This window comes from Pelagibacterium luteolum (assembly GCF_900100665.1).
GTDB lineage: Bacteria > Pseudomonadota > Alphaproteobacteria > Rhizobiales > Devosiaceae > Pelagibacterium > Pelagibacterium luteolum.
Map to the genome: position 1 here is coordinate 1 of NZ_FNCS01000002.1, position 26,315 is coordinate 26,315.

The window sequence follows — 26,315 nt, forward strand, 5'->3', positions numbered from 1 at the left end:
GTGCTGTGTGGACAGAAGATATTTGCCGAGCGAGTGGAGCATGGCGTGCTTGCGCCGTGGGCCCGCAGGACGCAGCGCCTCAACCTCATCGTCCAGCCATGTCGTCGTTGATCGAGTAGCGTTGTCCGAGCAACGTATCCGGCGCGCCCACTTTGACGTCCCCGAGCTGCCAGAGGTAATTCCCGTCACCGTCCTTCAGCTTGCGAATGGCGGCCAAGGTTGTGTCGGAGAACATAAACCGCGCCTTCGGCGAACGGCGGTATGGGAATTTTCCCATGGGTCTTCCTCCTTTAGGCGCGCAGAAAGCCGTGGCGCCGGTCTGCGCAGGTTGTCGATCGGTGATTTCGGTAGTTTAGTTAGCGCGCCAGCGGCCCGCTGTGCGCGTGTAGACGGTGTCCAGCTGCCCATCCGAGGCGGTCTGGATTTGCCGCACTGATGGATCAATCCGCTCAAAGAATGCAATGCAGCCGTCCATGTCGGTGCATCCGCCATCCGCCACGATGAGCATGCCCACCCGCATCCCGAAGTCGTAGGTCAACGATAGCGGGAAGCACTGCAGCTCTTTATGAAAGTCGCTCACCCAAAACTAGCGTCAGCGCCTTAATGCAACGCTGATATCGCTCGCTTAGCGCTCAAATCGCAGTCGTTTAGATCGGCGCAGTGGGCGACTTCGGGAATGTCGCAGAGAGTTATGAGCAGGAAATGCCCCGCCCGGACTGGCCGGACGGGAGTGTGCTTTAGGGGATTTGGACGGTGACTCGCATGAATGAGGCGGGTATCGTCGTGCTGTTGTTGGTGGTGGCCTGGTTTTGTCTGTTGAACAGCAGATCGAGTTCTCTCCAGAGGTCTTCGGCTTTTCCTGATTTGGTTGCCGCCTCGAAGGCGTTCATGGTCGGGCCGTAGAAACTGCGGAACCTCTCGAGAAATTCGGAGGCCGGTCCCGGGTGATTGAACACGTAGGTGTCCTTCTCGCAGGTGATGTTGGCGCGGGGAATGCCGGCAGCCTCGAAACGCTCCCTGACTGTCTCTTCCGAGCCCCATGTCATCGGGCTGACGAAGCCTTCCGGTGGCGGTGGTGAATAGGCGGAACTGATCCTGAGTATCTGCGCCACCAGCGTCGGGTCGCCGGGTATCCAATTGCCCATCACAATCCTGCCGCCGGGCCTCGTGACCCGCACCATTTCCTTGGCCACATCGCCGGGTCGGGGCGCAAACATGGCACCGAAGATCGAGACGACAAGATCGAAGCGCTTGTCTTCAAGATGGGCGAGATCGCTCGCGTCCCCCTCTTCAAAGCGGATGTTGGAAAGCCCCAAGGTCCGGGCACGCGCATTGCCCGCGGCAACCAGGTTGCGCGCGATATCGACGCCGAGCACGTCCGCCCCGGCCTGCGCCAAGGGTATGGCTGTGGTGCCATCACCACACCCGAGGTCGAGCACCCGCATGCCCTTCTTGACGCCGAGCGATTTAACGAGGTCCTCGCCACTCTCGCGCATCGCCGCAGCGATGCGGGTGAAATCACCTTTTTCCCAAAGCGCCTTATTCGCGTTGGGAGCAACAGTCGGTTTGATGTTCATATCCAGTTTCCTTTCAACACTGAACGAAACCAGAAAATCACCCGGACATGCTGCTCGATAGTCCACGAAATGGAGCGCCCTGATACAGGTTCTGGAGCGCCTTGTTAGGCCACCGCACGTTGTGCTGCAGCGGCTGCATAGCTGCTGCGCACCATCCAGCGTTCCAGCGAGGCAATGAGCCTTCGGTCACCGATCAGAGCGATCTTGTTGGCGTGTATCTCACTGGACAGGCTGGTCCACCCCATCCATGCCGAGGTCATCGCTTTCAGATCCGCCCTGATGAAAAGATCGACGTCGTGCCCGGGATCAAGCAGGCACAGATCGACGGGCCGTCCGGGACGCGCGACCAACCAGTAATGCCGCTCTTCCTGTGCCAGTTCAGGATACGTGAACTGGATCACCGTCGTTCTGCCGCGAGGCAGGACATTGGCGTCGATCTTGCGGCGCATGTTCCACATCAAGAGACCTGCATCGAGCTTTTCGAGCGAGATTTCTCTGTCGATGTTGCGATGCGCCCATTTTCCCAGAGCCTGTACGACAGGCTCCAATTCATCGGCCATGGGTGTCGTGGCATAGCCCGGCTCACCAGCCTCGAAGCCGGTGCGGCGAACGAGGCCGTGGTGTTCCATCTCCTTGAGGCGCTTCGAGAGAAGCGTGGGGGAAATACCGGGTACGCCGCGGCGGATCTCGTTGAAGCGCCGCGCGCCGTGGGATAGTTCGCTCAGGATGAGCAGTGTCCAGCGCGGCTCGATGATCTCGCAGGCCTTGGCCACCGGACAAAAGCTGTTGTAGCTATCGGATGACATGACTTCTCTCCCAAAGACATATCCTGAACACCGGACCTGACCAGGCGTCCAGTCCAGAAAATGTAGCATCTCGAGATGGAAAAATAAGGGCATGCGAGCGCCTGCCCTGCGCCCCCTGCCAGGTAACGCCTATCGTCCTGATATCAATAATATCTCTCAGGGCGTCCATGCTTGATGTTCGTGCGCCAGCCAGACGGACTGGGGATCGAGATCGCGTACTCGGAGCTGACCCACGGTGGCGGGCTGGTCGAGCTCGCCAAACCAGACCGCCACGTCGCCGCCCACAATGATCGGGCGGTCGTCGGTTTCGATCACCACCACCTGCATGCCGGCCGTATGTCCCGGCGCAGGCAGCAGGCGCAGACCGGGCAGCAGTTCGAATTCGCCGTCCACCGCCACATACTGCACGCCGGGCGCATCGACCCATTCGCGAAGAGGATATTCGGTTGCATTGCTGCGCGCGTCTTCAAGTTCGCGCCGCTGAACATAGATGGGCTTGCCGGCAAACAGATGGTTGCCGCCGCAATGGTCGGCGTGCAAATGGGTGTTGATCACGATGTCGATTGTGGACAAATCCAGCTTCTGCCGATCGAGCGGATGCAGGATTGGATCGAAGGCGGCGACCACACTTGGGTGCAGCTCGGTCATTCCGGTATCGACCAGCACACGGGCATCCGGGTGATCGATCAGGTGCACATAGACGGGCATGATTTCGCCCTCCACATGCAGTTCAGCCACCAGGATCGGGGTAACGGTAATCGCCGTTGCAAGGGTTATCGGGTCTCTCCACAAGGGCGCGGATCACGCCGGGACGTAGCTCAGCCTCATGACATTGTCATCGACCTGCTCGCTGCCAGCCAGACGGAGAGGCGGGCGCGCCGCGGCAAAAAATGGCGTCCCCTCGCCAAGCACTTCCGGATGCAGGTAGATGCGGTATTCATCGATCAAGCCCAGTTCGGTGAGGCTGCGGGCCAGATTGGGTCCGCCAACGTCGATCTCGCCATCTAATTCGGCCTTGAGCTTGCGGACCTCGGTCTCCAGATCCCCCTGCACCAGCGTTGCATTGGGCCCGACCGCGGTCAGGGTGCTCGACACCACCCATTTCGGCACCTTGCGCCACGCCACGGCAAATTTGTGCTCTGCAGCGCCCCACTCAGGTTGGTCATCATCCCAATAGGTCATCAGCTCATAAAGATGCCGCCCATAAAGACTGCCGGCGAGACCGTTGGTTTGCTCGATGAAATGTCGGAACAGTTTTGGACTTGGTGGCCCCACGCGCATGTGGTCGACATAGCCGTCCAGCGATTGGTTCATCCCAAAGAAAATCCTCGCCATCCCTAACCTCCCTGTAATGTGCGACACCCTGCCGTGCCTGCTGCCATGGTTCCCAAGACTGTGGTAACAGTCAGACCATGGTGAAAACCACCTCGATTTTACAACCAGTTTTGTGGTGATCCTATGAGGCTAAGACGCTCCGGCTGCCCGATCAATTTAACGCTTGAAAGCTTTGGTGACCGATGGAGCCTCATCATCCTGCGGGACCTAATGTTTGGCGGCCGCCGTCGTAGCTTCCGGTCGTTTCTCACCGAAAGCATTGAAGGCATTGCATCCAACATTCTCTCGGACCGCCTGCAGCGCCTGACCGCCAGTGGTCTGCTCACACGTGCGCCCGACCCCAGCCACAAACAGCGGGTGCTCTACAGCCTGACGGAAAGCGCTATCGAGTTGGTCCCCCTTATGGCGTTCATGGGAAGCTGGAGCATTCGGCACGCGCAGCCGTCCATCGAACTTTCAGCCCGCGCCAAGGTTCTCGAGGACGGCGGTCCGCAATTGTGGACCGAATTCATGGATGAGTTACGCCATATTCACCTTGGGTTACCCGCACCCCAAACATCGGCCCTCGCCGCAATGCAGAAGGCATACGAAGCCTCCATGGCAAGCTAGATCGACGCTCCGCGATTGTCTGCGTCGATGGCTCGTTACAACCTCGCGTTCCGGTCCTGAGATATTCAGATTTTGGTGTCAGGCTGGGGCTCGCGGGCGGCGATGCGGCGGCGGGGTGCCGGCACGTCGGGGGCGCCTTCGGATCGGTCGCGGTGAAGGGCCGCGCGGGAGAGGAGCATCAGGGTCACCGGGGTGGTGATCACCACGAAGGCCGCGATCAGTATCTCGTGCATCACAGGGCGCCCCTCGGCGAGGGTGAAGTAGAGTGCTGATGCGAAGATGATGCCGACCATGCCAAAGCTCGTCCCAAGCGTGGGACCGTGGATGCGGGCATAAAAAGCGTTGAAGCGCGCAAGACCGATGCAGCCGAGCAAGGTCAGCCCTGCCCCGCCAACGATCAGGATTGCAAAGGCGATAGCGCCCCAAAGAGGTATGGCATTCATTCGATGACCTCGCCGCGCATGAGGAATTTCGCCAGGGCAACTGTGCTGACAAAGCCGAGCATGCCGATGATCAGAGCGACCTCGAAATAGACCGAACTGCCGGAGCGGATGCCGACGGTCACCAGCATGAGCATGCCGGTGATGTAAAAGGCATCAAGCGCCAGGACCCGGTCCTGAGCCCGGGGCCCGACGACCATGCGGAATACGGTGAGAAGCATGCCCACACCCAGCATCACCTGGGCAATGATGAGGGAAAAATCGATGATGGTTGCGCTCATGCAAAAATCTCCAGAAGGCGTCGCTCATACCTTTTGGTGATGAGGTCGATCCACTGTTCCTCATCGACCAGATCGAGGACGTGGAGCAGCAATTCCCCTGCCTCTTCGTCAAATTCGAGCCACACTGTACCGGGCGTGGCCGTGAGGATTATCGACAGGAACGCCAGCGCCGTGTGGTCTCGCAGTTTCAGCGGTACGCGCAGGAAGCCGGCGACACGGGGCGAATTGCCATGGGTGAGGATAACCCACGCGACGGCGGCGTTGGAGCGGACGATATCGGCGAGGACCACGAATACGAGTTCGACGGCCTTCCATGGCTTGCCCATTTTCGGCTTGTCGAGGCCAAGGCTGCGGGTTGCCAGTCCGGCCGAAAGTCCGATCGCAAGGCCGAGAATGAGATTGCCGACCGATGCGCTCTGCTGAAGGATTAGCCAGAACAGCGTGAGCGCGATGGTCAGAATGGGATGGGGGAGTATCCTGGTCATGGCAGTTCTCCCCGACCGGGATAGGGTACCGGCTGCGAGGTCATGACACCGTCGACGTAAGCCACAGGATTGTGGAGTTCTGCTGCTGCGGCTTCGAAATAGGTCATGGAGGGCCCGGCAAATATCGTCAGCGCCAGACATGCGCCGATGAGCACGGTGATGGGGACGATTTCCACGATGCCGATGGCCGGGGCCATGTCCTCGCGCGTGGCCCAGAAGGTATTGATCCCACCACGAAGCATGGCGATGAGAACCGCGAGACCCGACGCGATCAAAAGGGTCACCGCAGCCCAATCGGCGCCGGCAAACTGGGTGCCGGGCGTACCTGCATCAACACCGATGATACCCGCCAGGATCGCGAACTTGGCGATGAAGCCCGAAAAGGGCGGCATGCCGGCGATGAGCAGCGCGCAGGCGATGAAGCTGATGCCGAGAATTGCGAGCTTGCCAGGGATCGGGATGCCGACTTCTTCTTCGTCCGGCAGCACGTCCTCGTCCTCAAAGCCAAACGCTTCCATGGTGACGGCGAGAACGTCGGCACCGGCCATGCGCCCGCGTTCGATCAGTTCAACCAGCATGAACAGTGCCGCCAGCGCGAGCGTCGAGCCGACCATGTAGTAAAAGGCTCCGGCGGCCACTTCCACGCCGCCGATACCGATTGCCGTGAGCATTGTGCCTGAGGATACGATGACGGCGTAGGAGGTGAGGCGCGCCAAGCCTTGCGAGGCGAGCACACCGACCGAGCCGAAGATCAGTGTCGCTAGGCCTCCGATCAACAGCCAGTTCTGGGCAAGACCGCCCGAAGGGCCGGTATCGAGGCCAAAGACCAGCAATGACAGGCGCCAGATGATATAGATGCCGACCTTGGAAAGGATGGCAAAAATGGCGGCGACTGGTGATACGGCAGCCGTGTAGGTCGAGGGCAGCCAGAAGCAGAGCGGCCACATACCCGCCTTCACCAGAAACGCGATGCCAAGCACCGCCGCACCGATTTCGAGCAGCATCCGATCGGCATCGGAGACTTCGGGCACACGCATGGCGAGTTCTGCCATGTTGAGCGTGCCGGTGACGCCGTAGATGAGGCTGACGCCGACGAGGAAAACCGATGAGGCGACGAGGTTGATCGCAATGTAATGCAGGCCCGAGCGGACCTTGGCGACCGTCGAGGCATGCAGCAGCAGGCCATAGGATGCGGCCAGCATGATCTCGAAAAAGACGAAGAGATTGAACAAATCGCCGGTCAGAAAGGCGCCGTTGACCCCCGCGACAAGGAACAGGAACAGCGTATGGAAATGCGGCCCTGCCCCATTCCAGCGCGCCGAGGCAAAGCTCATGGCGGTCAGGCCGAGCACTGCGGTCAGGGTCACCATGATCGCGGCGGCCCTGTCAGCAACAAGGACGATGCCGAAGATCGGCGACCAGTTGCCCAGATGATAGACGCCCACCCATGTGTCGTCGCCCAGTCCACTGGTAAGGACCAGAAGCGCTATGGCGATACCCAGCAAGGCGACCATCGTTGTGGCCACCGCGATGGCCTTGGCGATCTTGTGCTGGTCTTTAAAGAGCAGCAAGAAGGCGCCCACCGCGAGCGGCAGGAGAATGGGCAGGATAACGGCGTGGTCGAGTGGGGTCATTGGCCGGGCTCCCTTCCGTCGACGTGATCAGTGCCGGTCTGCCCGCGCGAGACGATCAGGACGACGAGGAACAGTGCCGTCATGGCAAAGCCGATGACGATCGCGGTGAGGACGAGCGCTTGTGGCAGAGGATCGGTGAAGACCGACGTGTCCATAGGCATATTGGGATCGATCACCGGTGGCAGACCAGTGCCAAGCCGCCCCATCGCAAAGATGAAGAGATTGACGGCATAGGACAGCAAGGACAGTCCGATAATGACCTGAAAGCTGCGCGGACGCAGGATGAGCCAGACGCCAGAACCCGCCAAAACGCCGATGCCGATTGCCAAAATGAGTTCCATCATGCGTCTCCCTGGCTGAGTTCGGTTTCGGCTTGGGCTTCGGAGGTGTCGTCATCGCCCGCCCGTTTCTTGGGTCGGCGGATCGACTGGTGGGCAATAGCGATCAACATCAGCACCGTGGCACCCACGACAAGGCTGAAGACGCCCAGATCGAAGAGCAGCGCCGACGCTGTCGGAACGCGGCCGATATAGGGCACTTCAGTGTACTGGAAGAACGATGTGAGGAACGGGTAGCCAAACACCCATGACCCGATACCCGTCGCCAACGCGACGAGCAGGCCAAAAGCGATCCAGCGGACTGGAAGGATGCGCAGGCGCTCTTCGACCCAGCGCGTGCCACCGGCCATGTATTGCAGGAGGAAGGCGATGGACATGGCGATACCGGCGGCAAAGCCACCGCCCGGCGCGTCATGGCCGCGGAAGAAGAGATAGGCCGCGAGAACGATGATCACCGGGAACATCCAGTGCATGATCACCGCAGCGATCGGCATGTAGCGGGCGCCACCGGTGGAGCCCACATCATCGCCACGACCGTAGATCTCGATCAGCCGCTGCTGCTGGGCGGGACGCTCCATGCTTTCGGGTGCCGGGCGGAACCGGCGCAGAAGCGCGAACACCGACAGCGCGACGATGGCCACGACGACGATTTCCCCAAACGTATCGAAGCCACGGAAATCGACGAGAATGACGTTCACCACATTGCGCCCGCCGCCCTCGGGGTAAGCCAGCTCAAGGAAATAGGTGGCAATCGTGTTTCCGAGTTCACGGGTCATCACAAAGTAGGCGATGGTCGTGGTCGCAAGCCCGACGCCGATGGCGATCAAAAGATCGCGCCCGCGCCGGATCAGGACGGATGCCGGCATGATGACCTGGCCATAGATGTCGGGCTTGCGCTGGGGCATCCAGCGCAGGCCCAGCAGGATCAGCACGGTCGTGACGACCTCCACCAGAAGCTGGGTGATGGCGAGGTCGGGGGCCGAGAACCATACGAAGGTCAGAACCGTCACGAGCCCTGCCCCGCTCATCAGAACAAGTGCGACCAGGCGATGGTATTTGGCCTGATAGGCCGCACCGATCGCGCAGATAACGCCGGCGGTCCAGATGAGAGCGAAAATCGGATCGGATTCGACTGTCGGGAATTCGAACCCCACCCAATCGAACCGGGTCGTCACCGCCACACCGGCGGCGAGCACGGTGATGAGCATGATGGCGATCTGGGTCTGGAGCTTGCGCGTACCGAGCAGGTTTTCGAGGCTACGCGCCCATTTCCAGGAAATGGCTACCATCATGCGCTCGAACATGCGCTGCCCCTTGAGGTAGCGCACGAGCGGCGGGCCATCCATCTGGCGGGCCAGATTGCGGATGGCGAAGTAGAGCAGCACGCCACCGACAAGCGCGATGATGCTCATGATCAGCGGCTCGTTGAACCCGTGCCAAATGGCAAGGCTGTAATAGGGTGTCTCAGCGCCGAGAACCGAATAGACCGCCGTATGGAGAAACGGCCCGATGGTGATGCCCGGGATGATGCCGACGATGAGGCAGAGAAGCACCAGAAATTCGATTGGCACGCGCATCCAGCGCGGCGGCTCATGGGGCGTTTTGGGCAGGTCTACGGGGTCGGGACCAAAGAACACCCCTGCGATGAAGCGCACGGAGTAGACCACGGCAAAAAGGCTTGCGAGCGTCGCGACGTAGGGCAGTGAGAGATCGAGCAGCGATCCTGTGTGGGTTTCGACCGCTTCGGCGAAGAACATTTCCTTTGAAAGGAAACCGTTCAGCAGCGGCACGCCGGCCATGGCGGCGCTGGCGACCATGGCGGCCGTCGCGGTGATGGGCATGAAGCGGAACAGGCCCGAGAGCTTGCGCATGTCGCGCGTGCCGGTTTCATGGTCGATGATGCCGGCCGCCATGAACAGCGACGCCTTGAACGTGGCGTGATTGACGATGTGGAAGATCGCCGCCACGAGGCCGAGCGGGCTCGAAATGCCGATCAGAACGGTGATGAGGCCGAGATGGCTTATGGTCGAATAGGCCAGTAGGCCCTTCAAATCCTGTTGGAAGATTGCCGAATAGGCGCCCAGCAACAGGGTGATCAATCCTGCCGATCCGACCACCCAGAACCAGATGTCGGTACCAGCCATGACGGGCCAGAGCAGCACGAGCAGAAAGACGCCGAGCTTCACCATTGTCGCCGAGTGCAGATATGCCGAAACGGGCGTCGGCGCCGTCATGGCATTGGGCAGCCAGAACTGGAACGGGAACTGGGCGCTCTTGGTCAAAGCGCCGATAAGGATCAGGCCAAGGGTGATGTTATAAAGGTCGTTGCTGATGATCTGGTCGCGCGAGCCGAGGATGACGTCGAGGTCGTAGCTGCCCACGATATGGCCGAGCAAAAGCATGCCCGCCATGAGGCACAGCCCGCCGCTTGCGGTGATCGTCAGCGCCATGCGCGCGCCGTCGCGGGCGGCGGCGTTGTGATACCAGTAGCCGATCAAAAGGAATGAAAAGAGGCTGGTGATCTCCCAGAACACCACGAGCTGGATGACGTTGCCTGACAAAACGACGCCGAGCATGGACCCCATGAAGGCGAGAAGGAAGGCAAAGAACCGCTGCACCGGATCGTCTGGCGACATGTAATAGCGCGCATAGAGCATGATCAGCGCGCCGATGCCCGTTACGAGCGTCGTGAACAGCCAGGTGAACCCATCCATGCGGAAGATCAGATCGAGCCCGATCGTGGGGACCCACGGGATCACCAGACGAACGACGTCGCCGTTCAGGACCGATGGATAAAAGCTCAGCGTTATCGCCAATCCCACCAATGCCACTGCGAGCGCAGCCCATGACGATGTCGACCGGGTGAACCGGCCAAGAGCCACGACAAGGGCTGCCAAGAATGGCAGGCCCACAATGACAACGAGGAAAATGCCTTTTTCCATAAACGCCTGACAGTGCTTCTTGCGATTGCGGGTCCGGCGCTCGCCAGACACAATCGCGGTTATCAGCCCACCGATATCCGCCCAATCCGAAAACGGGGGCGGCGGTTGGCGATCTCGTCGGCCCAGCCGGCGCGTGCCGGCAAAAGCTGAAATGGATATCCGGGCCGAAATGCGCAGGGATTACGAGCCCGGCGACACCTGGCGAACCGGGTGTCAGAAATGCGCTGTATCGAACGGCGGCGCCCGTTTAAGGGCAAGAGTATCAAGGGTATGGGAAAAATGGGGTGCAGGCGTTGCTATCGTTTCGACCGGTCCCGTGGCACGAGCGACGGTGACGCTTTCTGAAACGATCATCGCATCGTCGTCGCGATCGAGATCGGCAAGAGGGTACGCCGTCTTGTCGACCTGGCCGCGCAGGATCAGCTTGGCGGCTTTAGCACCGTCATAGGCCTGCTCATAGGCGGTGGGCAGATGCTCGCAGGCGATCTGCTGCATGGTTGCGTGGGCGGGGGCCACGAAAAGCAGGAGGATGGCAAAGCACCTGGCGAACAGCATGGCTGCCCGACCGCACAACCGTCCCGCAATAGTGGTTCTGGCCAGATCCACCCGACGTCCAATCGCTAATTTCGTGCTATCCTATCGAGATAAGGCGCAAGTGCCTGTTTCGTCAACCGGTATTGGCCGATTAATCTGGCCTTCGCGTCGCAAGGTCGCGGCTGGTCTCAGAGACTCACCCAGCGCCCGTCGCGATGGCTGTGGGCCATGGCGTGCACGGCGCGCTCGATCTCCAGCCCTTTTGCGAAATCGATGATATGAGCGGGCTCGCCCCCGATGGCGCGCAGCACTTCGCGGGCCTCGATGATCTTGAGTTCGTTGAACCCGAGCCCGTGCCCCGGTGCGGGGATGAATTTATCATAGGGCGGGTGGTTGGGGGCGGCCAGAATGGTGCGGAAACCCTGCTCGCTTGCCCTACCCTCGCGGGTAAACAGCTGCAGTTCGTTCATCCGCTCCTGGTCATAGGCGATGGTGCCGTGCGACCCGAAGATTTGGATGGCGATCCGGCCCTTCCGGCCCCATGCGGAGCGGGAGAGTTGAACCGCGCCTGCAATGTCGCCGGACAGGCGCAGGAGGATGTTGGCGATATCGAAGGTTTCGACCTCGCGCGACTTTCTATCGGCCGTTGGACGGGTCGCGAAAGGTTTGGCGAGATCGGCCATGACCCGTTCGACGGGGCCGAGCAGCGTCGTGATGATCGAGAGCGGGTGCACGCCGAAATCATCGAGCGCACCATAGCCGGAACTCGCTTCGCTCTTCCAATAAAACAGGGCTTCGGGGTCCGCCATGAAATCTTCGTCCATCTCGACGCGGACGGAGTGGACGGTACCGATGGACCCCTCATCGAGCAGTTTGCCAATGTGGCGAACGAGCGGGTTCTGGATGTAGTTGTAGCCGAGAACGGCGACACGGCCCGATGCTTTGGCCGCCGCGGCCATAGCTTCTGCGTCGGCGAAATGGGGCGCCATGGGCTTTTCGCACCAGACGTGCTTGCCGGCGTTGAGTGCCGCGATTGCCATTTCGGGGTGGAAGGCGTTGGGGGTGGTGATGGAGACCACGTCGACCGCTGGGTCGGCGATGAGGTCGCGCCAATCGCCGGTGGATTTTTCAAAACCCAGCGCTGTCGCCTGGCGGGTTGCCAGATCGGCGTTTGCGTCCGCGAGATGGACGAGACGTGGGCGCGCGACGTCCCCGAAAACCGGAGCGACAGCGTTCCAGGCGAGGGCATGGCATTTTCCCATATAGCCAGTGCCGATGAGGCCTATGCCGAGCGGTTTCATGGATATGGCCTCATGCTCAAAACAGAAGAGACGGCGCGGTTGCGGGCCGCGCCGTCTCCCCTCCCCACAGGGTCGATTACTGGTATTCGGCGGCGTTGGATGCGTCGACGAGGACCGTTCCGGTATCGACCCAATCTTCGATGGTTTCGCCATTCGAGAGCGCGATCAGCGACTCGATAGCGAACTTACCCATATTGCCCGGAGCCTGGGCGATCGAGGCGGTCATTTCGCCCGCAAGGATCGAATTGGCGGCGTCGGGGTTGGCGTCAAAGCCCACCACCATGACGTTGTCGAGCATGGCGGCCTGTTTCAGCGCTTCGACGGCGCCGAGGGCCATGTTGTCGTTGGACCCGAAGATACCGGCAATATTGGGGTTGCCGGCAAGGATGGTTTCGGTGACCGAAAGGCCTTCGGCGCGGTCCCAGTTTGCGGGCTGTTCGGCGACGATATTGAGGCCACAGGCCTCAAGGCCCTCATGGGCGCCGGTGGCGCGTGCCTGGCCGGTGGACTGGCTGATCAGGCCCTGCAGGATGGCGACATCGGCGCCTTCGGGCAGGTTTTCGCACATGTATTCCGCAGCGAGCGCGGCGCCGACTTCGTTGTTGGTGCCGATGAAGGACACGCCCTCATTGGTGCCTTGCGTATCGACGAAAACCACCGGAATGCCTTGGGCGATTGCGGCATCGACCACAGGGGCCAAGGCGTTGGGGTCGGTCGGTGCGAGGGCGATGCCGTCGACACCCTGGGCGATCAGATCCTCGATCTGGTTGATCTGGGACTGGACGTCGGATTCCTGCGGCGGGGCGACGACGATCACCTCGACGCCGTTTTCCTCACCGGCCTCGATGGCGCCGGCTTCGACGGCGGCCCAGAACGGGTTGCCGGCGCCCGGGCCTTTCATGCCGAGAACATAGGTCTGCGCATTTGCGCCCACCGTCATGGCGGAAAGCGCGATGCCTGCCAGAAGCAATGCTTTCATTGTTTGGTCCTCCCTACGAACCGTTCTCCACTTGCGATTGGGCCCGTCCCCGGCTGGAGCGCACCGGGGCGGGTCTATATCAGCGGCGAACTGCCGCCCTGCGCCGGATCACGTCGATCCAGACAGCGAAGATGATGACGGCACCGATCAGCACCATCTGCCAGAAGGAACTGACATTGTTGATGTTCAGCCCGTTTCGCAGCAGGCCCATGATGAGCACGCCGGCGAGCACGCCAATGACCGTGCCGCGGCCGCCGAAGAACGAGGCGCCGCCGATGATGACTGCCGCGATGGCGTCGAGCTCGAGGCCGATGCCGGCATTGGGGAATCCCGAGTCCGTGCGGCCGGCCAAAAGCAGTCCGCCAAGACCGGCCATGAATCCGGAAATCATGTAAACAAGCACCAGCACCCTATCGACATTGACGCCGGACACTCGCGCCGCCTGAGGGTTGCCGCCGATGGCGTAGATGTGTCGGCCGGTGTTGGTTTTTTCCAAGAAGAACCAAAGCCCTATGGCGCAGACCGCAACAAGGATGAGGCTGGCGGGAATGCCGGCGGGGGGCGCGAAAATGCCGAGGTCGTAATAGGCCTGACCGAGATAGCGGACTTCCGGCTGCAGCCCGGAAACCGGGGCGCCGTCGGTGACGAGATAGGTAAGACCCCGGGCGACGTTGAGCGTACCGAGCGTCATGATGAAGGGGTGTGGTAATCGCAGCCAAGTGAGTCCGACGCCGTTGACGATACCGACTACGATACCGACCATCGGACCGATCAGAAGCACCACGGGCCATGGCAGCCCTGCCCGGCTGGCGATCGCAAGCGTGACCATGGACAATGCCATGGTCGAGCCCACCGAAAGGTCGATGCCGGCGGTGACGATCACGACGAACATTCCCAGCGCCAGAAGCGCCAAAGTGGCGTTTTGCTTGAGGATGTTGGTGAGATTTTGCGGCGTCAAGAACACGTCGGGGCGCGAGATGGCGATGACAACCATCATGGCAATGACGACGAGGATGATGCCGTAGGTTTCGAGGAACTTGGAGAGCTTGGGGCTGTAAATCATATGCCGCCCTCCCCTAGTTCAGCCTGTCATGGGCGAGGGACGCTGTGTGTCCCTTGGTGCCCATGATCCAGCCGATGACTTCGTTGCGGCTGGTTTCCGCCAAGCCGCTCTCGGCAAAATTGGTGCCTTGATAGAGCGCCATGACGCGGTCGCAGCAGTAAAAGATATCGTCCATGCGGTGGGAGATGATGATCACCGCAACACCATGATCTTTCAGCCTTTTGATCAAATCGAGCACCTTGCCGACTTCCTTGATCGCAAGGGCGGCGGTGGGTTCGTCCATGATGACGAGCTGGGCGTGGAATGCCGTGGCGCGCGCTATGGCGACGGCCTGACGCTGGCCACCGGACAAATCCTCGGTGTTCTGGTCGACCGATTTGACGTGGATATGGAGGTTGTCGAGATGGTTCTGCGCCATCTCGCGAGCCTTCTTGTGGTCGATGATGGTGAGGGGGCCGAACTTCCTGCCCGGCTCGCGGCCCATGTAGATGTTTTCGTAGATCGCCATGTTTCCGGCGAGCGCAAAGTCTTGATAGACCATCTCAATTCCGGCGGCACGAGCGTCTTTGGGGCTGGAGAATTTGGCCGGTTTGCCGTCGAGGATCAGCTCGCCCTCTGAGGGCTGATAGAGGCCGGAGAGGATCTTCATCAGCGTGGATTTACCGGCGCCGTTGTCACCAACAACGCCGAGGACTTCGCCATGCCCGACGTGGAAATTCACGTCGTGGAGTGCGGTGATCGCGCCAAAGTATTTGGCGATTCCGCGCGCTTCGAGCAGCGGCGTGTCCGACTGAACCATATCTCTCCCTCCCCGTTCCATTTGCCCAAAATAGAATGCTTGATGCGCAATGGAAATTATATGGAATATTCATTCCACTTATGTCAGGGTGCGTCAAGACGAAAAAGCGCCGCCTGAGGCGCGAATAAGGGGCTGAATGGGGTCATCGGGGGCGTTCTGCCCTGATCTTGCGGAAAATTCGCAAATCGGGGGAAAGACCGGGGCCAGTATAGGACGCGCCCGTGGTGGGGGGATAAGAAGGGGTGCAACGGATATGCCGCGCGGGAAGATGATGGACCAGAACAACACGACTGCGACGCCACCGCGCGACTATGCGGCACTGCGCGAAATGGTCATCGCGCGCTGGGAAGATTTGCCGCGCCGGCTGACGCAGGTGGCCGAATATGCGCTGAACAATCCCGACGACGTGGCATTCGGCACCGCAGCCTCGATCGCGGCGAAGGCCGAGGTGCAGCCTTCGACGCTGGTGCGGTTTTCACAGGCGCTCGGGTATCAGGGGTTTTCGGACCTGCAGGACGTGTTCCGCTCGCGGCTGCGCGATCAGGTGCTGGGCTATGACGAGCGCATGGCGCAATTGCGCGAGCACGGCCATGGCGCCTCGCGGGCCTCGATGATCCTTGATGGCTTTGCCGATGCGTCGATGCGGTCGCTATCGGCGATGCGCAACAGGCACGACGAAGACGTCATGGAAAGGGCGCTCGACACGCTCGAGGGGGCCGACACGATCTATCTGATCGGGCTGCGGCGATCGTTTCCGGTGACCTCCTACATGGCGTACGCTTTGGGCAAGCTGGGGATAAAGACCATCCTGATCGATGCCGTGGCAGGGTTGGCGGCCGAACAGGCAGGGTTCGTCACCAAGCAGGATGCGGCCATCACCATATCGTTCACCCCCTATGCCAGCGAAACCGTGGCGTTGAGCCAACAGGTGCGGGACAAGGGTGCCGGGGTCGTCGCGATCACGGATTCTGTGTTTTCACCACTGGCGGGGCTGGCCGATGTCTGGTTCGAGGTGGCTGAAGCCGATTTCGAGGGGTTTCGGACCCTGAACGCAACGATGACGCTGGCCATGGCGCTGACGGTCGCATTGGCGGATCGACGCAAGGCGAAATAACCGCCAGGGGGCGCGGCGCAAGGTCGATCGGGCGGCTCCATGGGGCCGCCCTTTTGGGTTACCCATCACGGTGTCGCGCCGCTGGCGGCCTCGATGATGAGATCCGCAGTGGCCTGGGGGTCGGCCATGAACGCCAGATGGCCACCACTAATTTCGACAAGGGTCGCCCCTGCCCGCTCGGCCATCTGCCGCTGAATTTCGGGCGGGATGACGTGGTCGGCGTTCGCCAGTTGATACCAGCTCGGCTTGTCATGCCAGGCGGCGACGCTGAGGGTGGCGTTGCCGGCTTCTTCAAAGGCGATCGGCACCTGGGAATCGCGCATGAATTCGGCGAGCTCCGGATCGACGCTGTCGGCAAAGCCGGGCACGAACGCATCGGCACTAAAGAACACGAAGCCGTCTTCGGTGAATTCGAAGGGCGGCTCGACGCCTTCCTGTTGCGGGATGAGACCGAAGACGGATTCCCCCGCATCTGGAACGAAGGCTTCGACATAGACGAGGCCGGCGACATTGTCGTGGTCTCCCGCCTCGCTGATCACGGCGCCGCCATAGGAATGGCCAACCAGAATGGCCGGGCCATCCTGACGATCGAGCACCCTGTCGGTGGCTGCGACATCGTCGGCCAGCGAGGTGAGCGGGTTCTGGACGATAGAGACCGCATAGCCTTGGTCCGTGAGGATGTCGTAGATTTCGCGCCAGCCCGAGCCATCGGCCCAGGCGCCGTGGACGAGCACCACATTGGTGATCCCGCCTTCCTGCGCAAAGGATGGGGCGGTGCAGGCACACAACGCAGCGCCCAGCAGCGAAACTATTCGCAGATGTGAAGACATTGTCGGGTTCCTCTCTGGTTGATGCGGGGCTCAGGGTTTCCCGGCCCGCGGGGCGAGGCTAGCGACTAGCGTTGCGATGAGGCTTGGAGGAAACGGCGATCTTTGTACGAAATCGATTACAATGTTGGCCGCCCAATATGGTATTGTCGCCCGAGTGACTGCTTTTGTGCCGGACCATCCCGGCGTTCTGCAGAGTGCTAGACATGTCGGGTGCGGCAAAAAACGGCGACAAAACACCCAACGCGCGCGCAGTCGGCGTGCCTGCCGTCAAGATCATCGACAAGGGGCAGTTGCTGGCCATTCGCGGCGCCCTCACCCTGCCTGCCGGCGGGGAGCCCATTTCCATCCCCAGTTTCGGGCCGAGCGACGGCTATTACGTTTCGGTGCAGTTGCGCCCGCTCAGGCGCGCCGAAGTCTGGCGCAATGGCCGACATGTCGCGACGGTCAACGCGCCGAGCGCCGGAGTGCATATTTTCGACATGCGGGAGCGCTGGCGGGCGCTGATCTACAGCTCATTCCAGTCGGTGACGTTTTCGCTGCCGCGGACCGTGTTTGCCGGCGAGGACGATGGCACGGCGCGAACGGCATTGCCCGAGATCGACATCGGTCTCATCGACCCCACCCTGCGCCATCTGGCGATGGCGCTTACGCCTGCCTTCGCGCGGCCCAGCGAGGTTTCCCAGCTCTTTGCCGAGCATGTGCTGGAGGCTGTGGGGCAACATTTGCGGCGCGCTTATGGCGAGATCAGCTTTTCCGAACTGCAGCCGACGGGAGGGCTGGCCCCGTGGCAGAAGCGCCGGGCCAGCGACATGATGCGGGCAGCGCTGGACGGCGAGATCAGCAACGCCGACCTGGCGCGCGAATGCGGCCTTTCCCCGGGGCATTTCGCCAAGGCGTTCCGGCAATCTTTCGGGCTACCGCCGCATCGCTGGCTGATGCGGGAACGGGTGCGGCGCGCCATGGACATCATGACCGGCACGGCGCTGCCGCTCGACGAGATTGCCCTGGCGTGCGGGTTTTTCGACCAAGCGCATTTGACGCGCGTGTTTCGCGTCATGGTGGGACATACGCCAGCGGCGTGGCGGCGGGATCGGGGCCGTGGGGGTAGCGGGGACGCGAATGGGCGGGGCATTGTTGGAGAGGGTGGCGGGCTTGGCGTAGGCCCTCGGGTCAAGCCCGAGGGTGACGGTTTGGGGGTGGGCGGTGCGGCGGGTTAGCCGAGAGGTGGGTGGCGTTAAGGCTGGGTGAGAGACGGACTGGGTGGCATCAGATTGTTTGACTGAGACGAGCTGGGCTCAGTGGGTAACTTAGGGAAGTTAATCGCAGACGTTTCGCGACGTTCCAGTGTCCTCCCGGGCTAAGACCCGGGATCCGGTATGCTCGGCGGGGTGGTGGAGCGTCAGTGTTCCAACTTTTCAATCTGAGCATACTGGGTCCCGGCTCAAGGCCGGGATGACGGGGTGGGGTGTGGTGGCGGGTTGGTTATATCGGAGGCTGTGCGCGTGGGTGCGCTAGGAGAGTTGTACCACCTGCCTTGTCCGAAGGCTTTCGCTGGCGGCTTCGGCGAGTTTTTGGGCCATGAGGCCGTCGTGGCCGGAGGCGCGGGGGGCCTCGCCTTTTTCGAGGAAATCCAGGAACTTGTGGATTTCGGCGGTGTAGGCGAGTTGGTAACGCTCCACGAAAGAGAAGGGAATCTTGTCTTCGGTCCAGCCGTTTTCGTTGGCGAGTTCGACTGTGGTGTCATGAATGTTGGCGGCGCGGAGCAGGCCTTTGGAGCCATGGACTTCGATGCGCTGGTCGTGGCCGTAGGTGGCGCGGCGGGAGTTGGTGATGACGACGATCTTGCCGGAGGCCGTCTGCATGTGGACGGCGGCGGTGTCGATATCGCCGGCCTTGCCGATCTCGGGATCGGTCATGACGCCGCCAAGGGCGTGGACCGTGACGATCTCATCGCCGCCCAGCAGGAAACGGGCCATGTCGAAATCGTGGATCATCATGTCGCGGTAGAGCCCGCCCGAGCGCTCGATATAGGAGACCGGGGGCGCTGACGGATCGCGGCAGGTGATGGTGATGATCTCGGGATCACCGATTTCGCCGGCGCGGAGACGTTTCTCGAGGAAAGCGAAGTTGGGATCGTAGCGGCGGTGAAAGCCGATCATCAGGGGAACGCCGGCGTTTTCAACCACTTTCAGGCATTGTTCGATCCGTTCGACCGAGAGGGATACGGGCTTTTCGCAGAGGATCGCTTTTCCGGCGCGGGCGGCCTGTTCGATGAGATCGGCGTGGGTGTCCGTGGGTGTCGCGATGAGGATGGCGTCGACGTCGGGGGCGGCGATAATTTCTTCTACCGACTGGGTTTTCGCGCTGACGATACCGGCGAGTTTGGTGGCCGCCTCGGGCATGGCGTCGGCAATGTAACTGACCGTGGCGCGGCCCGAATTGGCGATGGCGCGGGCATGAACATTGCCGATGCGCCCTGCCCCCAGGATACCGAAACGCAGCATTATTTCCTCCCTATCGATCTCAATATTGCCGTGCACAACCTCGCATATATGGTTCGAGATCGGCGAATGTGTGCATGATCGACAGCGCTATACCGGACTTGGCAACACCCACGTGCGATCGAGACGATTTTTGCCGCAGGACGGAGCGGAATGCAATGGCAAAATGGAACGTATATTCTGAATTGACACCTTTTCGGAATTGATGTTTCACTTAACGTCTTACGAAACCGGGAGGGCAGCCGAAAGATGAGCGGGAGCGACGACCGGCTCGACGTGATCACCATCGGGCGTGCCTCGGTGGACCTTTACGGCCAGCAGATCGGCAGCCGGCTCGAGGACGTCGCGAGCTTTGCCAAATCGGTGGGCGGGTGCCCAGCCAACATCGCCATCGGCACGGCGCGGCTGGGGCTGAAATCGGCGTGGCTGGGTCGGGTCGGCGATGAACAGTTCGGGCGCTTCATCATCGAACAGATGGCGCGCGAGGGCGCTTCGAGCGAGGGAATCGTCGTCGATCCGCAGCGGCTGACGGCGCTGGCCATTCTGGCCGTCGAGGACGATAAAAAGTTTCCGCTGATCTTTTACCGCGAGGACTGCGCGGACATGGCGCTCGACGAGAGCGACGTGGACGAGGATTTCGTCATGCGCGCGGAATCGGTGCTGGTGACGGGGACGCATTTTTCGCGTCCCAATACGGCGGCGGCGCAGCATCGGGCCATCAAGATCGCGCGCAAAAATGGGCTAAAGGTTATCTTCGATATCGATTATCGGCCCAACCTTTGGGGGCTGGCTGGGCATGCGGCGGGGGAAGAGCGCTATATCGCCTCCTCGATCGTCTCGGAAAAGCTCAGAGAGGTTCTGCCCCATTGCGACCTTGTGGTGGGCACCGAAGAAGAAGTGCTGATCGGTTCGGGGGAAGCCGATCTTCACGCCGCGCTCAGGACGATCCGGTCCCTATCCTCCGCCGTGATCGTCCTGAAGCGCGGACCCATGGGGTGCATCGTTTATGACGGGCCAATCCCCGACGACCTTGAAGACGGGGTCGTGGGGCAAGGGTTCCCCATCGAGGTCTATAATACGCTGGGCGCGGGCGACGCGTTCATGAGCGGGTTTTTGCGCGGGTGGTTGCGCAGAGAGACGCTGGACGTCTGCGCGACCTGGGCCAATGCGTGCGGGGCGTTTGCCGTGTCGCGGCTTTTGTGTTCGCCGGAGATTCCGAGCTTTGAGGAGTTACAGTATTTTCTGGCGCATGGGAGCGCGGAAAAGGCGCTGCGCAAAGATGCGGCGCTTAATCATATCCATTGGGCGACGACCGGGCGGCGGCGGGATTTTCCGCAATTGATGGCGCTGGCCATCGACCATCGGGTGCAGCTTGAGGAGATCGCCGATCGGGTGGGCGCGGCGCGGGAGCGGATCGGGGCGTTCAAGGTGCTGGCGGTCGAGGCTGCCGCGCAGGTGGCCGATGGGCGCGACGGGTTCGGGATGCTGATCGATGAAAAACATGGGCGCGAGGCGCTGTTTGCGGCCTCCAAGCAGGAAAAATTCTGGATCGGGCGGCCGGTGGAGCAGCCGGGATCGCGGCCGCTGACGTTTGAATTTTCACAGGATATCGGGTCGATGCTTGTGGAATGGCCGGTCGACCATTGCATCAAGTGCCTGGCGTTTTATCACCCGGACGATGCCGATGCGTTGCGGGAGGAGCAGATCGAGACACTGGCGCGGCTCTACGATGCGGCGCGCAAGGTGGGACGGGAGCTGTTGATCGAGATCATCGCCGGCAAGGCGGGGCTGGTCGATGACGAGACTGTGCCGCGAGCGCTGCAGGCAATTTATGATCGCGGGATCAAGCCGGACTGGTGGAAGCTGGAGCCGCAGGCCGGAGCGAGCGCCTGGGCGCGGATCGATGAGGTGATCGAGGCGAACGATCCCTATTGCCGTGGCGTGGTTCTGTTGGGGCTGGAGGCGCCGCGCGAGGAGCTGGAGGCGGCGTTTGCCGCGACGGCGGGGTCGCGGACGGTCAAGGGGTTTGCCGTCGGGCGGACGATTTTTGCATCGGCTGCAGAGGCGTGGCTGGGGGGCGCGATGGGGGATGATGAGGCGGTTGCGGATATGGCGGAGCGGTTTGGGGAATTGGTGGACGCGTGGGGGGCGCGGGGGTGAGGCCTCTTTTGAGCTGGCGCAAGCGGAGCCTCGGGGCGGATGCTGAGGAGCGATGGGAGGCTGGGGGATGATCGCTGGCACGGAGCATACTGGGTCCCGGCTCAAGGCCGGGATGACGACGGGAGATGCGGACACGTTTGGGGAGCCAATTTGGAGAGGTGGCCGGCGGGCCGGTGAGGGGTGCGGCGGTTGCCAAGTACAAAGGACGACACGATGACCGAGACGATCAGGCTGACCATGGCGCAGGCTTTGGTGCGGTATTTGGCGGCGCAGAGGACTATGGTCGAGGGGGACACCGTGCCGCTGTTTGCGGGGGTCTGGGCGATTTTCGGGCATGGGAATGTCGCGGGGATGGGTGAGGCGCTGTATGGGGTGCGCGACGCGCTGCCGACCTATCGGGCGCATAATGAGCAGGGCATGGCGCATGCGGCGATCGGGTTTGCCAAGGCGAGTTTTCGGCGTCAGATGATGGCGTGCACCACCTCCATCGGGCCGGGGGCGACCAATATGGTGACCGCGGCGGCGCTGGCGCATGTGAACCGGTTGCCGGTGCTGTTTTTGCCCGGCGACGTGTTTGCCAACCGGCGGCCTGATCCGGTGTTGCAGCAGGTCGAGGATTTCGGTGACGGTACGGTTTCGGCCAACGATTGCTTTAGACCCGTATCGCGCTATTTCGACAGGATTTCGCGGCCCGAGCAGATCATCCCTGCCCTGCGGCGGGCGATGCAGGTTTTGACAGACCCGGCGGAATGCGGGCCGGTTACGTTGGCGCTATGCCAGGATACGCAGGCGGAGGCCTATGATTATCCGGTGTCGTTTTTCGACGAGACCGTGTGGGGGCAAAGGCGGGTTCGGCCCGACGAGGACGAACTGGCGCGGGCTGTGGAAGCCATCAGGGCGGCGAAAAAGCCGGTGCTGATCTCTGGTGGCGGGGTGCTGTATTCGGGCGCGAGCGGGGCGTTGGCGCGGTTTGCCGAGACCTATGGCGTGCCGGTAATGGAGACGCAGGCGGGGAAATCGGCCCTGCCCTCTTCTCATCGGTTCAATATGGGATCGGTGGGCGTGACGGGCACGAGCGCGGCGAATCGGCTGGCGGAAGAGGCGGATCTGGTTTTGGCGGTGGGGACGCGGCTGGCCGATTTTACGACCGGGTCGTGGGCGCTGTTTCAGAACCCGGATGTGCGGTTCGTGGGGCTGAATGTGGTGGCGGCGGATGCGGCGAAGCATTCGGCACTGCCGCTGGTGTGCGATGCCAAGATGGGGCTTGGGGCGCTCGATGAGGCGTTGAGCGGGTGGCATACGCCGGAAGGCTGGCAGGGCGAAGCGCGGCGCGGCAAGTCCGAATGGGAAGAGGCGGCGGGCAAGGTGACGATGGCGAGCAATGTTGCGCTGCCGAGCGATGCGCAGGTGATCGGCGCGGTGCAGCGGGTGGCGGGGGATGCCGTCGTCGTTTGCGCGGCGGGCGGTTTGCCGGGGGAATTGCACAAGCTGTGGCAGGCGGAGCGGCCGGGCAATTATCACCTGGAATATGGGTTTTCATGCATGGGGTATGAGATTGCCGGCGGCCTCGGCGTGAAGCTGGCGCGGCCCGATGACGAGGTGGTCGTGATGGTGGGGGATGGGAGCTATATGATGCTCAATTCCGAACTGTCGACGGCTGTCATGATGGGGGTCAAACTGACCGTCGTGCTGCTGGACAATCGCGGGTTCGGGTGCATCAACCGGCTGCAGATGGGCACGGGTGGGGCGAACTTCAACAATCTGTTTGCCGATGCGCATCGAGAGGTGATGCCCGATATCGATTTCGTCGCGCATGCGGGCGCGATGGGTGCGCATGCGGAAAAAGTGGCGGGGATTGCCGAACTCGAAACGGCGCTGAAGGCCGCGCGGGCGCGGGATGCAACGAGTGTGATCGTGATCGATACCGATGCGTTGGTGACCACCGAGGCCGGAGGGCATTGGTGGGACGTTGCGGTGCCGGAGGTGAGCGCGCGCGATGAGGTGCGGGCGAAGCGGGGTGCGTATGAGGAGGGGGTGAAGGGGCAGAGGATTGGGTGATGGTGGGGCTTTATCGAGACTCAGCGCCCCCTCATCCGACCCTTCGGGCCACCTTATCCCACCAGGGGACAAGGAAGACTTCGGCAGCCCTGGTGAAAGAGCTGCACCGCCGACCAAGCGCTTTCCTTCGGTGGAGAGTCGGCGTGGTCGATAGAACCACCAATGCGGAGGATACTGGGTCCCGGGTCAAGCCCGGGATGACGGTGAGGGTCGTGGCGGGCTCGGGTGCGGCAGAGCATTATGGGGTACGGGCTCTGGGGCTGATCATAGGATAGCGATAGAGGAAGGCCCCCCACCCGCCGCTTGGCGGCGACCCGGATCACGTCCGGGGCAGGCTCTCTTCCCGGAGGGAGAGGTTAAAAGCGAAGGCTAAGTTTACTGGACTTTAAAACGCTTGGCGTGGGCCGGGCAAAGGAATGGAAGAGAGTATGATCCGGATCGGTGCGAACCCTATTGGGTGGTCCAATGACGACATGATCGAAATCGGTGGGGAGACGCCGTTGGAGGTGTGTCTGAGCGAGGCGCGGGAGGCGGGGTTTACCGGCATGGAGCTGGGCAACAAGTTTCCGCGTGAGGCGGAGGCGTTGCGGCCGATACTCGAGAGCCATGGGCAGTCTCTTGTTTCGGGGTGGTATTCGACCGAGCTGTTGCTGCGGGACGAAAATGCGGAGCTTGAGGCGGCGCAGGCGCATGCGAGCCTTTTGCGCGACATGGGGTGCACGGTGATGATCGTGTGCGAGACCTCGAACGCCATTCATGGGCAGATGGAGACGCCGCTTTCGGCGCGGCCGGTGTTGCCGCACGAGGTGTGGGCGCGGTTCGGGATGCGGCTGACGGCGTTTGCGCAAAAGCTGAAACAGGCGTTCGGGCTGACGCTGGTCTATCACCATCATATGGGGACGATCGTGCAGACCGAAGCCGAGATCGATCGGCTGATGGCCGCGACGGGGGATGCAGTGCATCTGCTGCTCGATACGGGGCATGTGACCTGGGGCGGTGGCGATCCGGCGCGGGTGGCGCGCAATTATCGGGGGCGGATCGCGCATGTACACACAAAGGATGTGCGGGCCGATGTGATGATGAAATCGAACGCCGAGGACTGGAGCTTTCTGCGCTCGGTGCTGGCGGGGGTCTATACGGTGCCCGGCGATGGGCTCGTGGATTTTTCGCGCGTGTTTGCCGAGCTTGGCGGGTACGCGGGGTGGGTCGTGGTGGAGGCCGAGCAGGACCCGGAGAAAGCACATCCGTTGACCTACGCGAAGATGGGATATGGACATTTGCGCGGGGTGCTGGAGGGCGCGGGGTTTGAGGTTGGGGTGTGATGCCTCCGTCGATATGATCTGACTCTTGGGGAGCGGAGACTCAGCGCACTCCTCGGCGATGCGAAGCCATGGGGTGGGATGGAGCCGTTAAAGCAGAGCATACTGGGTCCCGGGTCAAGCCCGGGATGACGGCGGCGGTTGTGGCGAGGCTGGGGATAGTTCGAGGTCTGCGGTGATTTTCGGCGCCACGACAGCGACATGCTTGAGCGTCGTCCCGGGCGGAGACCCGGGAGCCAGTATGCTCGAGCGTGATGGGATCGGATTGGGACTACATCGATCTCGGAGCATACTGGGTCCCGGCGCGAGGCCGGGATGACGGATGGGGGTAAGGCGGGGGTTGGGGGTGGATTTGGATTTAGGAGGAAGATGATGTCGGAATTGCTCGTCAAACCCAGTGGTCATACCGGAAAGGTGATCGAAGTGACGCCGGAGAGTGCGGGGTGGGCCTATGTGGGGTTTGCGCTGCACAGGCTGGGGTCGGGCGACAGCGTGGCGGAGGTGACCGGGGAGCGGGAGGTCTGTCTGGTGCTGGTGTCGGGGACGGCGCAGATTTTGGCGGGGGGTAAGGATTTCGGGGCGGTCGGAGAGCGGATGAGTCCGTTCGATGGGAAACCGGCGGCGGTTTATGTGCCGGGGGATAGCGACTGGCGGGTGGAGGCAGTTACGGATGTGGAGTTGGCCGTGTGTTCCGCCCCTGCCCTGTCGGACAAAAAGGTTCGGCTGATTGCGCCGGATGCAATGAGCCAGGAGGTGCGGGGCAAGGGCACCAATACGCGGTATGTGACCAATATCCTGCCCGAGACCGATCCCACGGCGGATTCGCTGCTGGTGGTGGAGGTGATTACGCCGGGCGGGCATACCTCGTCCTACCCGCCGCATAAGCATGACCAGAACGATCTTCCCCATGAGAGCTATCTGGAAGAGACCTATTATCATCGGCTGAACCCGCCGCAGGGGTTCGGATTTCAGCGGGTTTATACCGACGACCGGTCACTGGACGAGGTGTTGCTGATCGAGGATGGGGTCACCGCGCTGGTGCCCAAGGGGTACCACCCGTGCGCGGCGATCCATGGGTATGATCTTTATTATCTCAACGTGATGGCGGGACCGCAGAGGATTTGGCGGTTTCACAATCAGGCGGAGCATGAGTGGTTGCTGAAGTAGGTGGGCGTGGGCCCGTGGGGCGAAAGGTGACGCGGTGGTGAGA

At 61.8% G+C, this 26,315-nt stretch carries 26 protein-coding genes; 7 read left to right on the forward strand and 19 right to left on the reverse strand.

Features of this window, described 5'->3' with window-relative positions; all coding sequences use genetic code 11:
• Positions 1–85: 85 nt before the first annotated feature.
• From BLR31_RS03970 to BLR31_RS03995, 6 genes are all read right to left on the reverse strand, one after another.
• Complete coding sequence (locus BLR31_RS03970; RefSeq protein ID WP_244504937.1) at positions 86–277, reverse strand: phage major capsid protein; 192 nt, start codon at positions 275–277, stop codon at positions 86–88.
• Between the two features lie 75 nt (positions 278–352).
• Positions 353–580: a hypothetical protein gene (locus BLR31_RS03975; protein WP_143009305.1), complete on the reverse strand. Its 228-nt coding sequence runs from the start codon at positions 578–580 to the stop codon at positions 353–355.
• 157 nt (positions 581–737) lie between these two features.
• Entirely contained in the window at positions 738–1,577 is an 840-nt protein-coding gene (locus tag BLR31_RS03980) for a class I SAM-dependent methyltransferase (protein ID WP_090592183.1), read from the reverse strand.
• A gap of 104 nt (positions 1,578–1,681) precedes the next feature.
• Positions 1,682–2,383, reverse strand: a complete 702-nt coding sequence (locus tag BLR31_RS03985) for a winged helix-turn-helix transcriptional regulator (RefSeq protein ID WP_090592185.1) — start codon at positions 2,381–2,383, stop codon at positions 1,682–1,684.
• A gap of 156 nt (positions 2,384–2,539) precedes the next feature.
• Positions 2,540–3,175 (reverse strand): MBL fold metallo-hydrolase, encoded by a 636-nt coding sequence (locus BLR31_RS03990; RefSeq protein WP_244504938.1) that lies wholly within the window; start codon positions 3,173–3,175, stop codon positions 2,540–2,542.
• A gap of 9 nt (positions 3,176–3,184) precedes the next feature.
• Positions 3,185–3,718: a dihydrofolate reductase family protein gene (locus BLR31_RS03995; protein WP_090592190.1), complete on the reverse strand. Its 534-nt coding sequence runs from the start codon at positions 3,716–3,718 to the stop codon at positions 3,185–3,187.
• A gap of 123 nt (positions 3,719–3,841) precedes the next feature.
• Here BLR31_RS03995 and BLR31_RS04000 point away from each other — a divergent pair, with 123 nt between their 5' ends.
• A complete protein-coding gene (locus tag BLR31_RS04000; protein WP_090592194.1) occupies positions 3,842–4,327 on the forward strand; it encodes a winged helix-turn-helix transcriptional regulator in 486 nt (161 codons plus the stop codon).
• A 65-nt stretch (positions 4,328–4,392) separates the two neighbouring features.
• On the opposite strand, the gene mnhG is transcribed toward BLR31_RS04000, so the two are convergent.
• The 11 genes from mnhG to BLR31_RS04055 form a co-directional block, all read right to left on the reverse strand.
• The gene (gene mnhG, locus BLR31_RS04005) at positions 4,393–4,770 is read right to left on the reverse strand and encodes a monovalent cation/H(+) antiporter subunit G (protein ID WP_090592201.1); all 378 of its coding nucleotides are present in this window, start codon (positions 4,768–4,770) and stop codon (positions 4,393–4,395) included.
• A complete protein-coding gene (locus tag BLR31_RS04010) occupies positions 4,767–5,048 on the reverse strand; it encodes a K+/H+ antiporter subunit F (protein ID WP_090592209.1) in 282 nt (93 codons plus the stop codon). Before BLR31_RS04010 ends, mnhG begins: the two co-directional genes overlap by 4 nt.
• Positions 5,045–5,533: a Na+/H+ antiporter subunit E gene (locus tag BLR31_RS04015; protein ID WP_090592216.1), complete on the reverse strand. Its 489-nt coding sequence runs from the start codon at positions 5,531–5,533 to the stop codon at positions 5,045–5,047. Before BLR31_RS04015 ends, BLR31_RS04010 begins: the two co-directional genes overlap by 4 nt.
• Positions 5,530–7,167 carry a monovalent cation/H+ antiporter subunit D gene (locus BLR31_RS04020; RefSeq protein WP_090592223.1) on the reverse strand — a complete coding sequence of 546 codons (1,638 nt, stop codon included), beginning with the start codon at positions 7,165–7,167 and terminating at the stop codon, positions 5,530–5,532. Before BLR31_RS04020 ends, BLR31_RS04015 begins: the two co-directional genes overlap by 4 nt.
• A complete protein-coding gene (locus BLR31_RS04025; protein ID WP_090592226.1) occupies positions 7,164–7,508 on the reverse strand; it encodes a Na+/H+ antiporter subunit C in 345 nt (114 codons plus the stop codon). Before BLR31_RS04025 ends, BLR31_RS04020 begins: the two co-directional genes overlap by 4 nt.
• Entirely contained in the window at positions 7,508–10,447 is a 2,940-nt protein-coding gene (locus BLR31_RS04030) for a monovalent cation/H+ antiporter subunit A (protein WP_090592230.1), read from the reverse strand. Before BLR31_RS04030 ends, BLR31_RS04025 begins: the two co-directional genes overlap by 1 nt.
• Positions 10,448–10,660: 213 nt before the next feature.
• Positions 10,661–11,002: a hypothetical protein gene (locus BLR31_RS04035; RefSeq protein ID WP_090592234.1), complete on the reverse strand. Its 342-nt coding sequence runs from the start codon at positions 11,000–11,002 to the stop codon at positions 10,661–10,663.
• A 167-nt stretch (positions 11,003–11,169) separates the two neighbouring features.
• Complete coding sequence (locus tag BLR31_RS04040; protein WP_090592237.1) at positions 11,170–12,282, reverse strand: Gfo/Idh/MocA family protein; 1,113 nt, start codon at positions 12,280–12,282, stop codon at positions 11,170–11,172.
• 76 nt (positions 12,283–12,358) lie between these two features.
• The gene (locus BLR31_RS04045) at positions 12,359–13,261 is read right to left on the reverse strand and encodes a sugar ABC transporter substrate-binding protein (RefSeq protein WP_090592241.1); all 903 of its coding nucleotides are present in this window, start codon (positions 13,259–13,261) and stop codon (positions 12,359–12,361) included.
• A 79-nt stretch (positions 13,262–13,340) separates the two neighbouring features.
• Positions 13,341–14,324, reverse strand: coding sequence for an ABC transporter permease (locus BLR31_RS04050; RefSeq protein WP_090592245.1), 984 nt, complete (start codon positions 14,322–14,324; stop codon positions 13,341–13,343).
• A gap of 13 nt (positions 14,325–14,337) precedes the next feature.
• Positions 14,338–15,123, reverse strand: a complete 786-nt coding sequence (locus tag BLR31_RS04055) for an ATP-binding cassette domain-containing protein (RefSeq protein WP_090592253.1) — start codon at positions 15,121–15,123, stop codon at positions 14,338–14,340.
• A gap of 253 nt (positions 15,124–15,376) precedes the next feature.
• On the opposite strand from BLR31_RS04055, the gene BLR31_RS04060 reads away from it, so the two are divergent.
• Positions 15,377–16,237 carry a MurR/RpiR family transcriptional regulator gene (locus BLR31_RS04060; protein ID WP_244504939.1) on the forward strand — a complete coding sequence of 287 codons (861 nt, stop codon included), beginning with the start codon at positions 15,377–15,379 and terminating at the stop codon, positions 16,235–16,237.
• Between the two features lie 65 nt (positions 16,238–16,302).
• On the opposite strand, the gene BLR31_RS04065 is transcribed toward BLR31_RS04060, so the two are convergent.
• Positions 16,303–17,067 (reverse strand): alpha/beta fold hydrolase, encoded by a 765-nt coding sequence (locus BLR31_RS04065; protein ID WP_090592257.1) that lies wholly within the window; start codon positions 17,065–17,067, stop codon positions 16,303–16,305.
• Between the two features lie 203 nt (positions 17,068–17,270).
• Between BLR31_RS04065 and BLR31_RS04070 the strand changes: the two genes are divergently transcribed.
• Entirely contained in the window at positions 17,271–18,284 is a 1,014-nt protein-coding gene (locus BLR31_RS04070; protein WP_090592263.1) for a helix-turn-helix domain-containing protein, read from the forward strand.
• Positions 18,285–18,578: 294 nt separating this feature from the next.
• Here BLR31_RS04070 and iolG read toward each other — a convergent pair whose 3' ends face one another.
• Entirely contained in the window at positions 18,579–19,571 is a 993-nt protein-coding gene (iolG, locus tag BLR31_RS04075) for an inositol 2-dehydrogenase (RefSeq protein ID WP_090592270.1), read from the reverse strand.
• A 246-nt stretch (positions 19,572–19,817) separates the two neighbouring features.
• Here iolG and BLR31_RS04080 point away from each other — a divergent pair, with 246 nt between their 5' ends.
• The 4 genes from BLR31_RS04080 to iolB all read left to right on the forward strand — a co-directional run bounded on the left by BLR31_RS04080 (position 19,818) and on the right by iolB (position 26,272).
• Complete coding sequence (locus BLR31_RS04080; protein ID WP_090592273.1) at positions 19,818–21,728, forward strand: bifunctional 5-dehydro-2-deoxygluconokinase/5-dehydro-2-deoxyphosphogluconate aldolase; 1,911 nt, start codon at positions 19,818–19,820, stop codon at positions 21,726–21,728.
• A 213-nt stretch (positions 21,729–21,941) separates the two neighbouring features.
• The gene (gene iolD / locus BLR31_RS04085; RefSeq protein WP_090592276.1) at positions 21,942–23,786 is read left to right on the forward strand and encodes a 3D-(3,5/4)-trihydroxycyclohexane-1,2-dione acylhydrolase (decyclizing); all 1,845 of its coding nucleotides are present in this window, start codon (positions 21,942–21,944) and stop codon (positions 23,784–23,786) included.
• Positions 23,787–24,214: 428 nt separating this feature from the next.
• Entirely contained in the window at positions 24,215–25,108 is an 894-nt protein-coding gene (gene iolE, locus BLR31_RS04095) for a myo-inosose-2 dehydratase (RefSeq protein ID WP_090593603.1), read from the forward strand.
• A gap of 369 nt (positions 25,109–25,477) precedes the next feature.
• Positions 25,478–26,272 carry a 5-deoxy-glucuronate isomerase gene (gene iolB, locus BLR31_RS04100; RefSeq protein ID WP_090593606.1) on the forward strand — a complete coding sequence of 265 codons (795 nt, stop codon included), beginning with the start codon at positions 25,478–25,480 and terminating at the stop codon, positions 26,270–26,272.
• The last annotated feature ends 43 nt before the right edge of the window (positions 26,273–26,315 follow it).

Excerpts from the sequence above, each read along its gene's own strand:
- iolG (WP_090592270.1), bottom strand. The coding sequence starts at position 19,571 with ATGCTGCGTTTCGGTATCCTGGGGGCAGGGCGCATCGGCAATGTTCAT.
- iolB (WP_090593606.1), top strand. The coding sequence starts at position 25,478 with ATGTCGGAATTGCTCGTCAAACCCAGTGGTCATACCGGAAAGGTGATC.
- BLR31_RS04030 (WP_090592230.1), bottom strand. The coding sequence starts at position 10,447 with ATGGAAAAAGGCATTTTCCTCGTTGTCATTGTGGGCCTGCCATTCTTG.
- mnhG (WP_090592201.1), bottom strand. The coding sequence starts at position 4,770 with ATGAATGCCATACCTCTTTGGGGCGCTATCGCCTTTGCAATCCTGATC.
- BLR31_RS04040 (WP_090592237.1), bottom strand. The coding sequence starts at position 12,282 with ATGAAACCGCTCGGCATAGGCCTCATCGGCACTGGCTATATGGGAAAA.
- iolD (WP_090592276.1), top strand. The coding sequence starts at position 21,942 with ATGACCGAGACGATCAGGCTGACCATGGCGCAGGCTTTGGTGCGGTAT.
- BLR31_RS04010 (WP_090592209.1), bottom strand. The coding sequence starts at position 5,048 with ATGAGCGCAACCATCATCGATTTTTCCCTCATCATTGCCCAGGTGATG.
- BLR31_RS04050 (WP_090592245.1), bottom strand. The coding sequence starts at position 14,324 with ATGATTTACAGCCCCAAGCTCTCCAAGTTCCTCGAAACCTACGGCATC.
- BLR31_RS03985 (WP_090592185.1), bottom strand. The coding sequence starts at position 2,383 with ATGTCATCCGATAGCTACAACAGCTTTTGTCCGGTGGCCAAGGCCTGC.
- BLR31_RS04000 (WP_090592194.1), top strand. The coding sequence starts at position 3,842 with ATGAGGCTAAGACGCTCCGGCTGCCCGATCAATTTAACGCTTGAAAGC.
- BLR31_RS04035 (WP_090592234.1), bottom strand. The coding sequence starts at position 11,002 with ATGCTGTTCGCCAGGTGCTTTGCCATCCTCCTGCTTTTCGTGGCCCCC.
- BLR31_RS04065 (WP_090592257.1), bottom strand. The coding sequence starts at position 17,067 with ATGTCTTCACATCTGCGAATAGTTTCGCTGCTGGGCGCTGCGTTGTGT.
- BLR31_RS03980 (WP_090592183.1), bottom strand. The coding sequence starts at position 1,577 with ATGAACATCAAACCGACTGTTGCTCCCAACGCGAATAAGGCGCTTTGG.
- BLR31_RS04070 (WP_090592263.1), top strand. The coding sequence starts at position 17,271 with ATGTCGGGTGCGGCAAAAAACGGCGACAAAACACCCAACGCGCGCGCA.
- BLR31_RS04045 (WP_090592241.1), bottom strand. The coding sequence starts at position 13,261 with ATGAAAGCATTGCTTCTGGCAGGCATCGCGCTTTCCGCCATGACGGTG.
- BLR31_RS04015 (WP_090592216.1), bottom strand. The coding sequence starts at position 5,533 with ATGACCAGGATACTCCCCCATCCCATTCTGACCATCGCGCTCACGCTG.
- BLR31_RS04055 (WP_090592253.1), bottom strand. The coding sequence starts at position 15,123 with ATGGTTCAGTCGGACACGCCGCTGCTCGAAGCGCGCGGAATCGCCAAA.
- BLR31_RS04025 (WP_090592226.1), bottom strand. The coding sequence starts at position 7,508 with ATGGAACTCATTTTGGCAATCGGCATCGGCGTTTTGGCGGGTTCTGGC.
- BLR31_RS03970 (WP_244504937.1), bottom strand. The coding sequence starts at position 277 with ATGGGAAAATTCCCATACCGCCGTTCGCCGAAGGCGCGGTTTATGTTC.
- iolE (WP_090593603.1), top strand. The coding sequence starts at position 24,215 with ATGATCCGGATCGGTGCGAACCCTATTGGGTGGTCCAATGACGACATG.
- BLR31_RS04020 (WP_090592223.1), bottom strand. The coding sequence starts at position 7,167 with ATGACCCCACTCGACCACGCCGTTATCCTGCCCATTCTCCTGCCGCTC.
- BLR31_RS04080 (WP_090592273.1), top strand. The coding sequence starts at position 19,818 with ATGAGCGGGAGCGACGACCGGCTCGACGTGATCACCATCGGGCGTGCC.
- BLR31_RS04060 (WP_244504939.1), top strand. The coding sequence starts at position 15,377 with ATGCCGCGCGGGAAGATGATGGACCAGAACAACACGACTGCGACGCCA.
- BLR31_RS03995 (WP_090592190.1), bottom strand. The coding sequence starts at position 3,718 with ATGGCGAGGATTTTCTTTGGGATGAACCAATCGCTGGACGGCTATGTC.